We start from the raw sequence: 10,665 nt of genomic DNA on the forward strand, positions 1-10,665 counted from the left end.
GGCAGCCGATGCCTACACGTCGTCAGCCTGGCGGGTGTGGTCACCGGCAGTGCCCGAAGAACGCCTTGGTCTGTATCTCATCGCGGCCGGGCTGGTGCTGGCTGTGGTGACGCGCCTGTTCTCTCTCCGACGTCACTGAGCAGGTCCCGACATGGATCAGGGGCGGGTAGTTGAAGCGTTTCGTCTGGAGGCGAGGCAACTCGCGCGGGCGATGACCGGTGTCTCGGCAGACGAATGGCGTCTACCGACGCGGTGTGCACCGTGGAAAGTGAGCGACCTGCTGGCTCACGTCCGGGTGGTGATTGCCTGGCTGCCGGACATGCTGGCCGCGCCGGCCCCGACCCATGCCCAAGTCTCCGCAGCGGAGTACTACCGGCCCGACGACCGTTTCACCCCGGACACCAACGCGGCCCGGATCGCTCTGGCCCAAGATCATGCGGCTGAACAGCTCAGCGGCACCGCGCTCGTTGACGACTTCAACGCCACTTGGCAACAGGTGGACCTACTGTGCCGGCCCGAACCCGAGGGGCGTGTCGTGCGCACCCGGCACGGCGACGCGATGCTCCTGTCGGAATTCCTGGTGACGCGCGTGGTCGAGGTCGCCGTGCACGGCCTGGACCTGGCCGACGCCCTGGGACGCGAGCCGTGGGTGACTTCCCAGGCCGCGGATCTGGTGCAGGGTCTTCTGCTCGGACCGGACGGAACGGCCGCTCTGGAGAGGCTGAGTTGGGGTCAGCTGTATTTCCTGCGCAAGGCGACGGGACGTGAGCCGATCACCAGGGACGAAGCATTGGACGTCAACCGCCTGGGCATCCGATGGCTCACGCTGGGGTGAGGACGTCACCAACTGACGCCGGCGAAACGGTGGGGCTCCATCGCGCGCTCACGGCGCAGGACGAGGCCACGACGTACGGAAATGCCTCACCAAGTCCCCTGAGCAGCGAAGTTATTACCGCACGACCCGGACTTGACCGAGGAAGCGCTCAAGCGGCGAACCCGGTAGTGCTCGAATTGAACGACCACGCACACGATGCACTAACCCCCTGGAAGACGGATAACGCACCCTTGCCGCTTTTGAGCAAGACCGCCAATCACACCACAACTACATTAACACCTTAACCTGCGCCATCCATTCATACCTGCTCAGCGCGCTTGCCGCAGCAGAGATGCCAGCTACGCACGTTACCGAGTGGCGGCGATCAATCAAGATCAAGACGAAACTCGTAGCCCCATTTTTCCAGACCGTATGACTCTAGTCGCCGATGTTGATCTTCGCGGCCAAACCTACTGAAACCAAGGTACTTATAGCAGCCTAACGCCTTAACAACTTCAATAGACTCGACCGCAAGGAGTCGCGCAACCCCTTGCCTCCGGACAGATTCAGCTACATACAGATCTTCGCCGAAAGCAAAGGGTGCGTCCCGACTATCATTTTTGAGGCAATAGACGTAGGTGTGCCCAACCTCAATTTCTCCCTTCATGGCTGCGATCCGCAACCCTGTCACATGGATCTGACGGGATTCGAACGAAATTTCGTCCATTGTCGCGTCCCTTCGTTTGTGATCAGCAGATAGGTTGCCGCGGTAACTTTCCTGCACGAACTAGAAATGCGTCCCTAATTCGATCCTCATGCCCAGGAGAAATCTGCGGCAACTCGCCGGGAGAGAACCATCCGAAGTCATCGACTTCCTCACTCGTACGCAATTCGCTGTCGCCGCTAGCCACGCATTCGTAAACCAAGTGAATCACTTGGAAAGGCGTATCAGTGCCCACAAGTCGAGAATCATAAAGGCCGACAAGACTGAGCACTTCGGCCTGGAGCCCAACTTCCTCTTGCGCCTCTCGGACTGCGGCGATGGCAGGACTCTCACCCACGTCGACTAGCCCTCCAGGGAGAGCCCACAAACCATTGTCGTTCCGTTGAATAAGGAGAATACGTCCCGATTCATCAAACGCCACACAGTCGGCAGATAGGAGGGGTGAGGCATGGAACCACTGGTCAACTACGCTAGCGGGAGCTTCTACGGGCTTGCGCAGTTTACCTGTCGCCAGAACCTCAGCGAGTGCAAGCACACGCTGAAACCTCACCCGATCTTCCGTCTTAGCGGCCAGCATTGCCCCTAATTCACCGATCGAGCGCAGCTCCTCTGCCAATAGAAAGAATTCTCGCTCCGTCGCCTGCTCAGGCTGGGCACCCATTGAATTAACTCCGGTCACTCCAAGACGTTTCGGGATTCCGTCCAGTATATTTCATACTGCTCCATGAGTATGCGCCACCATCTGGCATCACTCTGCGAATTGAGGCGCAGAATTGGCGCAACATCTGCAGAGGTCTTATACATGTACATTTGGACATCCATTCGGCAATCCCGCTCCTCTGCATCAATTATAATGAACCCAAACCACATAATTCGCTCAAGGACCCGCATCGAGTAATGTCCGCCAGCTACATCCTTAAGTCCAATTAGCCGATCCCTGTTATCCTCCAGTCGCGCTTTAGCTCTCGCTCGGCCTTGCTCGTCCAACAAGCTGTATGTGGGACCGATCACATGCCGACCGTACCATTCGATAAGTCGATCGGTGGGGTCGACCATCAGTATTCTTACACTTACGCCATGCTGCAGTCGATCTCTAATCTCATCCTGACACTGCACAATACTGTCGTTTGACGGACCCACAATCCACAATGTTCTCTTCGCTGATCTAATGAGATCAACGAGTTTCTCTTGTTCGAATCGCTGAGCGAAATCTATTCCAGACGGATTCGAGACAGCCAATCGATGGTGGATTTTGTCAATCTTACGCTCGATTGACCTAGAGGAATCGATACGATCGACAAAAGCGTCAATGGCGATCAACGCCAACATTGCGGATATCAGCTGGGAATCCGAATATTTCATACCCGGGAGCTGAATCTGTAAAGCGCCTAGTGTGGCGAGAATCAGAACTATGACGGGAGGGAGGAGGCGCTGCAGTACGCGAAACAACTGTCGCCTCCTGAGGTTCGGATAATTCTGAACGTCGATGTTTGGCGCTTCGTCGACGCGTAGGACGTCTAGCAGGACGTACCCATAGCGGGAGGCTGTTATGCCCGAAGAGCGGGGGATAAGCCACACTCTTGGAAGCGGAGCTGACACGACCGCCAGTCACGCGTTGCATTATCGTTCCGCAAGGCGTCGATGCACCGACGGTATTCAGCCACCGTCTGCTCGTCCTCCTGAACGTTCTGTATGAGCCACGTCGTCCCGAGTGCAGATCCGCCAGCGTGACCCTTTGTCCTCGTACGTTGCCTTCCCTCACGACCGACCAGTTGCCCTAAACGCGCAATCAGCCGGCGCACGTCCATGGGCGACCAACTCGACGCATCCTCAAGATCGACTGCATCAAGCCCACTGACCAGCCAAGTTATTACTGCTTGAACAGGACTTGATCGACGACTCGCGCAGGGCGGCGATGGGGGCGAGGTCCGCGCGGGTCTGGGCCCACAGGACGAGCCCGTACGCGGTGACGGACAGAGCCGCACCGAGAAACCCGACCCCGACGAACGGCCGTAGTGCGGGGACGAGTTGACGACCACCCCGCAGATACAGGGCATACGCGGGAACCATCCACCCCTGGACCGCCATCAGCCAGGCGATGTACCCGAGCGAGGAGCCCGAGGCGCGAACACCGAGCCCGTCGACCACGGTGTACGCGGCGATGGACAGGCCCGTCGCCAACGCGGCGCCGATCGCAGCCCAGTTGGGCCGTTGCCCGCGCATGCCCCACAGGGCGACACCGGTAAGTCCCGTGCAGGACAAGGCGATACCGGCGGCGGCCCAGCCGTTGGGCACCTCGTGCGCGAAGACGGCGGCGAGGACGGTGACGACGAGGGGGGCGGTGCCACGCGCGATCGGATAGGCCTGCCCGAAGTCACCGAGCCGGAACGACTTCATCAGCAGGAGGTAGTACGCGAGATGGATGAGCGCGGAGGTACCGAGATACGGCCACGCCCCGGCCGCCGGAAACGCCGTGAACGGCACGAGCGCCAGGCCGATGACCATCCCGCCGCCCGCGATGAGCGTGAACCCGACGAGCTTGTCCGTGATGCGGTGCGCGAGGGCGTTCCAGCAGGCATGGGCCACGGCGGCGAGCAGAACAGCGGCGGCGACCAGCGGTGTCACGAGGTCTGCTCGCGCACATCCACCAGGGTGGCACCGGCGTACGCGACGAGTTCCTTGGGCTCCATGGGGAACACGGCATGCGGATTGCCTGCGGCGGCCCATACGACGTCATGCGCGAGCAGCGAACGATCGGCCAACACCCGTGTCTTCGTACGGTGTCCGAACGGCGGCACGCCCCCGATGGCATACCCGGTCGTCTCCCGTACGACGTCCACCTTGGCCCGCGTGACCTTCTCGACGCCGAGCTCCTGCCGGACGAGTTCCAGGTCCACCCTCGATGCCCCGTCCATCAGCACCAGTACCGGAATCCCGTCCGCCGCGAAGATCAACGACTTGCAGATCTCACTCAACTCGCACCCGATCGCTGCGGCGGCCTCGGCTGCGGTGCGGGTGGCGTCCGGGAAGCGCCGAGTACGACCGAGGAGGTCCGCGAGCCCCAACTCCCTTAGCGCGTCGGCGAATCGGGGATTGGCGCCGGAGTTGTCGTCTTCGGTGTTGTTCATGCTCATGGGGGCACGGTAGTGGTGGGTGTACTGGGCCTGCGACTGAGTTCTGACCGTTGGGCCGCCCGCTTCTTGGTCAGTGTCGGGATTGCGGGAGCCGAGTAAAGGGCGCTCCCTGCGGTCGCGTCGGCAAGCCGATTCCGCTGCGCTCCACCCTTGACTCGTCTCCCGCAATCCCGTTTCAGAAGCGAGCGGGCGGCCCCGAGGGATGGGTGGCCAGGTACGCATGCCCGTACCTGTGCCGAGTCGCTGGCCGGTACAGCGGGGCGCGCTGGCGTCTCGCCTGCACGCCACCTCGGCTCAGCGGCTCTCTGCCGGTGGGGACTTCCCGACCCGGCCAGGCCCGGCCCTCTCACCTCTGGAGGCTGGGTACTTTTCTAACCAGTCAGAGTCATGGTTAGTGGTTAGTTTTACCCCCGGCTTCCAGCAACCACCCACCGGGGGCTGGCCGCTGAGCCGAGGCGGCGTGCTGGCGAGACGCGGACGCGTCGCCACCGCACCGGCCCGCAACACAGTTCAGGCATGGGCATAGGTACCTGGCCACCCGTTCCTCCGGGCTGCTCGCTCGCTTCTGAAACGGGCTGGAGCGGACCGTGTCAAGGGTGGAGCGCAGCGGAATCGCCGCAGGCGACGCGACCGCAGGGAGCGCCCTTTACTCGGACCGCGGAAGCCCGACACTGGCCAAGAAGCGAGTGGCCCAACGGTCACTTCGAAACGTACGTGACGAACTCGCCCCAAACGCAAGCGGAGAGAGCGAGCTGCGCACCCAGCTTGTTCTTCGAGTCGCGGATGCGGATCACCCCAGGGGTAGTAGCCACCTCGACGCAGTCGCCGGATTCATTGCTGCTGCTGTAGCTGCTCTTGAACCAGTGGAGTTGCGAGGTGCTCATAGTGCTCCCAGCGCTTGCTCGATGAAGGCCAGCGACTCTCTCGGCGTGAGAGCCTGGGCCCGCATCATCCCATAGCGCAGTTCAAGGACCCGAAGATCCCTGGGGTTTGAGACCGGGCGGCCGTTGAACGCTCCGTCGGACCGTCCGATCGCTGTGCCGTCGCTGAACTTCAGCACCTCGATCAGGCCGTTCATGCCGGCGTGCTCCTCGCAGTCGGTAGGCATGACCTGCAGCGCGACGTTCCGCAACCTCCCTACCTCCAGCAGGTGTTCGAGCTGTCGACGCAGCACCGCCTTGCCGCCGATCGGGCGTTCCAGCGTCACCTGTTCCTGAATGAAGCAGAGTGCGGGTTCCGGCGACCGGTCGAAGACGGACTTCCGAGCAATACGGGCGGCCACATCCCGATCCACCACGTCCTGGGGGTAGGGAGGCTGCCGAATGTCGAACAACGCCTGCATGTACTCGGGCGTTTGCAGCAGACCGTGGATGTTGTGGTTGCTGTAAAGGAGCATCTCCACAGCCCGGTCTTCCATCTCCTTCAGCTCCCGCACCTTCTTCGGGTACCGAGCCTTCTGCATGTCCTCCATGAACGCCCTCAAGTTCCCCTGGGCGTTCAGCAGTTGGTCCACCCGGTCCAGGAACTCCGGCCTCGGGATCCGCACCCCTCGCTCGATCTTCCGGATCATGTCCTCGCCGTAGCCCATCGCCACCGCGAGTTCGGCCACCCGCATTCCCGCCGCCTCCCGGAAAACCCTGAGCATCCGACCCACCGCCTGCACCAGCGGCTCGATCTCATCGCCGGGCTCGACATCCCAACCGGCCTCGTCCGCAACCTCGTTCATGCCCCACCTCCACCGCGCTTCCGTACCCGTACAACCGCCGAGACAGCCGAGACAGTGCGGGACAAAGCCGAGACAGTAACGCTACGCACCGACGCCATCACTCACCCAGGGAAGCAAATCCCGCCACGCTGAGTGACATGAATCAAGAAACCGCCGCTCCTCCCAACTTCACCGTCCTCCTGTCCCCCACCCCCCGTGGCGCACGTCTCGCCCGACTCCTCGCCACAGAGCAACTCCGCACCTGGGGGCTCCCGTTGGACCGAGCCGCTCAGATCGTCGCCGAGCTGGCTGCCAACGCCGCGACCCACGGACGGGTCACGGGACGGGACTTCCGGCTGACTCTGTACGTCGTCGCCGGAACACTCCGTATCGAGGTCTCGGACACGCGCGGCGACCGGCTCCCCCTGCTTCAACAGGCGGACCCGTGCGGCGAATCGGGCCGGGGACTGCTTCTCGTGGACGCTCTGGCCGAACGCTGGGGCGTCACCCCGGGCCCGCGCCCGCGCAAGACGGTCTGGGCCGAGGTGAGGGTGTGAGGGGGGTTCAGCCCCCGAACGCCACGTCCTTCGCCGTCTCGACTCCCGCCGTGCGGCCCGGTGCCGTGTGGTGCTTCCAGTACAGGTTCGTGTGGGCGATGACCTGCTCCGGCGGCGGCGCGCCCCACTCGCTCAGGTCCGACGTGGTGTGGGCGTCACCGACGAGTGTCACGTCGTAGCCGCGTACGAACGCGCCGTGGATCGTGGAGCGGATGCACGCGTCGGTGGACGCGCCCGCCACCACCAGGTGGCCGACCTGGGCGGCCGCGAGCACCTCTTCCAGGGAGGTGTCCTCGAAGGAGTCGGGGTAGTTCTTGGGCACCAGGGGCTCTCCGTCCCAGAGGTGCAGCTCGGGGACGTACTCCCAGTCCTTGCTGCCTACCGTCACGTTCTCGTCGGAGTGCTGGACCCAGACGACCTGGACGCCTTCCTCCCGTGCCCTGTCGACGAGCGTGGCGATGTTGGCGACGACCGCGTCACGCTCGTACGCGTCGCCCACGACGCCGACCTGGACGTCGATCACGAGGAGTGCGGTGTGGGGGCGTTCTGTGAGTGTGGTCATGCTCAACACGCTAGTCCGGCTCACTGACATCGGCCCGGTCCGGAACGACGACCCGGCACCGACGCGAACTGCCGCGCCACCCGAACTCGGTGACGCGGCAGATCAGTTGCCCGGTGCCTCAGTGCCTCGCGGCAGCCGCCTCAGGCCCGGACCAACTCCCGGTCCTCATCGGGATCCGAGTCCTTGGAGTCCAGCTCGCGCAGACCCTCGCCCTCGACGTCCACGTTCGGCAGGATCCGGTCCAGCCACTTCGGCAGCCACCACGCCCGCTTGCCGAGCAGTGCGAGCACCGCCGGGACGATCGCCATGCGGACCACGAACGCGTCGAAGAAGACGGCGACCGCCAGGCCGAAGCCGATCATCTTGACCATGGACTCGCTGGAGGTGATGAATCCGGCGAAGACGGCCATCATGATGACCGCCGCGGCGGTGACGACCCGGGCACCGTGCTTGAACCCGGTGACGACGGCCTGGCTGGGCTTCTCGCCGTGGACGTACGCCTCGCGCATCCGGGTCACGAGGAACACCTCGTAGTCCATCGCCAGGCCGAAGACCACGCCCACCAGGAAGATCGGCATCATCGACATGATCGGCCCGGTCTCCTCCACGCCGATCAGACCCGCCAGCCAGCCCCACTGGAAGACGGCGACGACCGCGCCGAGCGAGGCGAGCACGCTGAGCAGGAAGCCGAGGGCCGCCTTCAGCGGGACCAGGATCGAGCGGAAGACCACGATCAGGAGGAGGAACGCCAGGCCTACCACCAGGGCCAGGTACGGGATCAGGGCGTCGTTGAGCTTCTGGGAGAAGTCGATGTTCATCGCCGTGGTGCCGGTGACCAGCACCTGCGCGTCCGTGTCCGCCTTGATTCCGGCGCCCTCGCCCCGGATGGAGTGCACCAGGTCCTCGGTGGTCACCGACGACGGCTTGGAGTCGGGCACGACGGTGATCGTCGCGGTGTCCCCGGCCTTGTTGAAGACCGCCGGGCTGACCGAGACCACGTCGTCGAGGGTCTTGATCTTGTCGGTCACCGTGGTGGCGGCGGCCTTGGGCGCGTCGCTGTTCTTGGCGTCCACGACGATCATCAGCGGGCCGTTGAAGCCGGGGCCGAAGCCCTCCGCGAGGAGGTCGTAGGCCCGTCGCTGGGTGGTGGACGTCGGCTGTGAGCTGTCGTCGGGCAGACCCAGCTGGAGCTGGCTGGCCGGCAGCGCGATCGCGCCGAGGCCGAGCACGCTGAGGATCAGGACGGCGGCGGGACGCCGTACGACGAAGCTCGCCCAGCGGGTGCCCATGTTCGGCTTCGCCGCCTTGGCCGCTTCCTTGGCGCTGCCGCCACCCAGCCACTTGGCCTTTTCGCCAGTGGGCTTGATCCTGCGGCCCGCGTAGCCGAGCAGCGCCGGGATCATGGTCAGCGCGATGAGCACCGCGACCACGACCGTGCCCGCCGCCGCGACACCCATCTTGGTCAGCATCGGCACGTTGACGACCGCGAGACCGGCCAGCGCGATGACGACCGTGAGGCCCGCGAAGACCACCGCCGAGCCTGCCGTTCCTACGGCCCGGCCCGCCGCGTCCTCGCGTTCGCGGCCCTCGGCCAGTTCGGCCCGGTAGCGGGACACGATGAACAGCGCGTAGTCGATGCCGACCGCGAGGCCGATCATCATCGCCAGCGTGGAGGTCGTCGAGCCCAGGTCCAGGGTCTTGGCGAGGACGGTGATCGTCGAGACGCCGATGCCGACCCCGATGATCGCCGTCAGCAGCGGCAGACCGGCCGAGACGAGCGAGCCGAGGGTGATGAGGAGGACGACCGCGGCCAGCGCGATGCCGATGATCTCGCCCACGCCCATCTCCGCGGCGGCCTGGAGCGCGTCACCGCCGACGTCGACGGTCAGCCCGGTGGCCCGGGCCTGGGCCGCGGTGTCCTCCAGGGCGTCCTTGCTGGTGTCCTTGAGTTCCATGCCGGCGACGTCGTACTTCACCGAGGTGTAGGCGACCGTCCCGTCCTTGCTCACGGCGTTCGTGGTGAACGGGTCGGAGACGGAGACGACTTCGGAGCCGTCGGCCAGCTCCTTCACCGTCTTCTCGACGGTCGCCTTGTTCGCCGCGTCGGTCATCTTCTCGCCGCTCGGCGCCTTGAAGACGACCCGCGCGGTGGCCCCGTCCGAACTGGAGCCGGGGAAGCGCTGGTCGAGGAGGTCGAAGGCCTTCTGGGCCTCGGTCCCGGGTATGGAGAAGGAGGTGGAGCCCGCTGCGGGCGCGTTGGCCGCGCCGACTCCCGCGAGGGTCAGCAGCGCGATCCAGATGAGGGCGACGAAGTGGCGTCGCCTGAAGGCGAGACGGCCGACTTTGTAGAGGAACGTGGCCACGAGGGCGTACTCCCGGTCAGGTCGTGGGGTTCTTCGGGGCAGGGGTGATCGACCGGTTGGGGACACGGTTGATCTGCCCGACGACGTGAGCGGTTACGTCAGGTGGGCGTGCTGTGGGTCTGTCAGGTGGTGGGTACCGGTGCGCCCAGTGCGGGGAGCACCACGGCGTCGATGTACGACAGCAGGAAGGCCTGGGTGGGCGGCTGCTCGTCGATCATGGTGCGGGCGGCGAACCCGCCGATCATCATGTGCACGATGTACTCGATCGCCGGGTTGTCGGCACGGACCTCACCCCGGTCGATCGCCCGCCGGAGCATCGTCTGGAACTCCGCCATCTCGGGTTCGACGAGGTGTTCCCGGAACGCCTTCAGGAGGTCCGGGTTGCCGTGCATCGCCATGGCCAGGCCCCGCATCAGCGCGGAGTTCTGCTCCATCTCGCAGTCGTCCGACCGCAACGTGAGGGCGTGGAAGTCCCCCCTGAGCGAACCGGTGTCGACGGCGGCGGCCGATGGGCCGGGCTTGTTGTGCCGCACCGCTTTGGCCACCAGCTCGGCCTTGCCGCCCCACTGGCGGTAGAGCGTCGCCTTGCTGGACTTGGTGCGGGCCGCCACGGCGTCCATGGTGAGGGCGTCGTAGCCGACCTCCCGGAGCAGGTCGAGCACGGCCGCGTACAACTCGGCCTCACGCTCGGGCGTGATGCGACTGCGACGCGCCGTTGCGACTTCAGTCATGCCACTCACCTCTCCGGATCCGAACGACACGGTTTCGTACCTGCTTCGTACGTCATGAATGTAGCGCACTCACCA

General features: G+C 64.5%; 11 protein-coding genes. 2 read left to right on the forward strand and 9 right to left on the reverse strand.

The features are described 5' to 3' along the window. Nucleotides 1–211 precede the first annotated feature (211 nt). Entirely contained in the window at nucleotides 212–835 is a 624-nt protein-coding gene (locus R2B38_RS16190; RefSeq protein WP_318021703.1) for a maleylpyruvate isomerase N-terminal domain-containing protein, read from the forward strand. Nucleotides 836–1,199: 364 nt separating this feature from the next. Here R2B38_RS16190 and R2B38_RS16195 read toward each other — a convergent pair whose 3' ends face one another. The 6 genes from R2B38_RS16195 to R2B38_RS16220 all read right to left on the reverse strand — a co-directional run bounded on the left by R2B38_RS16195 (nucleotide 1,200) and on the right by R2B38_RS16220 (nucleotide 6,398). Then, on the reverse strand, nucleotides 1,200–1,541 hold the full coding sequence (locus R2B38_RS16195; RefSeq protein WP_318016861.1) for a GNAT family N-acetyltransferase: 342 nt from the start codon (nucleotides 1,539–1,541) through the stop codon (nucleotides 1,200–1,202). A 22-nt stretch (nucleotides 1,542–1,563) separates the two neighbouring features. Next, nucleotides 1,564–2,199, reverse strand: coding sequence for an NUDIX hydrolase (locus R2B38_RS16200; RefSeq protein WP_318016862.1), 636 nt, complete (start codon nucleotides 2,197–2,199; stop codon nucleotides 1,564–1,566). Between the two features lie 1,184 nt (nucleotides 2,200–3,383). Beyond that, nucleotides 3,384–4,163, reverse strand: coding sequence for a DMT family transporter (locus tag R2B38_RS16205; RefSeq protein ID WP_318016863.1), 780 nt, complete (start codon nucleotides 4,161–4,163; stop codon nucleotides 3,384–3,386). After that, nucleotides 4,160–4,672, reverse strand: coding sequence for a YbaK/EbsC family protein (locus R2B38_RS16210; protein ID WP_318016864.1), 513 nt, complete (start codon nucleotides 4,670–4,672; stop codon nucleotides 4,160–4,162). Before R2B38_RS16210 ends, R2B38_RS16205 begins: the two co-directional genes overlap by 4 nt. A 698-nt stretch (nucleotides 4,673–5,370) precedes the next feature. Next, nucleotides 5,371–5,556: a DUF397 domain-containing protein gene (locus R2B38_RS16215; RefSeq protein WP_318016865.1), complete on the reverse strand. Its 186-nt coding sequence runs from the start codon at nucleotides 5,554–5,556 to the stop codon at nucleotides 5,371–5,373. Then, nucleotides 5,553–6,398: a helix-turn-helix transcriptional regulator gene (locus R2B38_RS16220; RefSeq protein WP_318016866.1), complete on the reverse strand. Its 846-nt coding sequence runs from the start codon at nucleotides 6,396–6,398 to the stop codon at nucleotides 5,553–5,555. Before R2B38_RS16220 ends, R2B38_RS16215 begins: the two co-directional genes overlap by 4 nt. 137 nt (nucleotides 6,399–6,535) lie before the next feature. Between R2B38_RS16220 and R2B38_RS16225 the strand changes: the two genes are divergently transcribed. Beyond that, nucleotides 6,536–6,934: an ATP-binding protein gene (locus R2B38_RS16225; protein WP_318016867.1), complete on the forward strand. Its 399-nt coding sequence runs from the start codon at nucleotides 6,536–6,538 to the stop codon at nucleotides 6,932–6,934. 7 nt (nucleotides 6,935–6,941) lie between these two features. Here the strand turns inward: R2B38_RS16225 and R2B38_RS16230 are convergent, their stop codons facing one another. The 3 genes from R2B38_RS16230 to R2B38_RS16240 all read right to left on the reverse strand — a co-directional run bounded on the left by R2B38_RS16230 (nucleotide 6,942) and on the right by R2B38_RS16240 (nucleotide 10,590). Further along, entirely contained in the window at nucleotides 6,942–7,496 is a 555-nt protein-coding gene (locus tag R2B38_RS16230) for an isochorismatase family protein (protein WP_318016868.1), read from the reverse strand. Nucleotides 7,497–7,636: 140 nt separating this feature from the next. Beyond that, entirely contained in the window at nucleotides 7,637–9,859 is a 2,223-nt protein-coding gene (locus tag R2B38_RS16235) for an MMPL family transporter (RefSeq protein WP_318016869.1), read from the reverse strand. Between the two features lie 122 nt (nucleotides 9,860–9,981). Continuing rightward, the gene (locus tag R2B38_RS16240) at nucleotides 9,982–10,590 is read right to left on the reverse strand and encodes a TetR/AcrR family transcriptional regulator (protein ID WP_318016870.1); all 609 of its coding nucleotides are present in this window, start codon (nucleotides 10,588–10,590) and stop codon (nucleotides 9,982–9,984) included. Nucleotides 10,591–10,665: the final 75 nt, after the last annotated feature.

The sequence above is a fragment of the Streptomyces sp. N50 genome (genome assembly GCF_033335955.1).
Classification (GTDB): domain Bacteria; phylum Actinomycetota; class Actinomycetes; order Streptomycetales; family Streptomycetaceae; genus Streptomyces.

What these genes read in the sequence shown, in the direction of transcription:
- R2B38_RS16190 (WP_318021703.1), top strand. Translation starts at nt 212, where the DNA reads ATGACCGGTGTCTCGGCAGACGAATGGCGTCTACCGACGCGGTGTGCA.
- R2B38_RS16195 (WP_318016861.1), bottom strand. Translation starts at nt 1,541, where the DNA reads ATGGACGAAATTTCGTTCGAATCCCGTCAGATCCATGTGACAGGGTTG.
- R2B38_RS16200 (WP_318016862.1), bottom strand. Translation starts at nt 2,199, where the DNA reads ATGGGTGCCCAGCCTGAGCAGGCGACGGAGCGAGAATTCTTTCTATTG.
- R2B38_RS16210 (WP_318016864.1), bottom strand. Translation starts at nt 4,672, where the DNA reads ATGAGCATGAACAACACCGAAGACGACAACTCCGGCGCCAATCCCCGA.
- R2B38_RS16215 (WP_318016865.1), bottom strand. Translation starts at nt 5,556, where the DNA reads ATGAGCACCTCGCAACTCCACTGGTTCAAGAGCAGCTACAGCAGCAGC.
- R2B38_RS16220 (WP_318016866.1), bottom strand. Translation starts at nt 6,398, where the DNA reads ATGAACGAGGTTGCGGACGAGGCCGGTTGGGATGTCGAGCCCGGCGAT.
- R2B38_RS16225 (WP_318016867.1), top strand. Translation starts at nt 6,536, where the DNA reads ATGAATCAAGAAACCGCCGCTCCTCCCAACTTCACCGTCCTCCTGTCC.
- R2B38_RS16230 (WP_318016868.1), bottom strand. Translation starts at nt 7,496, where the DNA reads ATGACCACACTCACAGAACGCCCCCACACCGCACTCCTCGTGATCGAC.
- R2B38_RS16240 (WP_318016870.1), bottom strand. Translation starts at nt 10,590, where the DNA reads ATGACTGAAGTCGCAACGGCGCGTCGCAGTCGCATCACGCCCGAGCGT.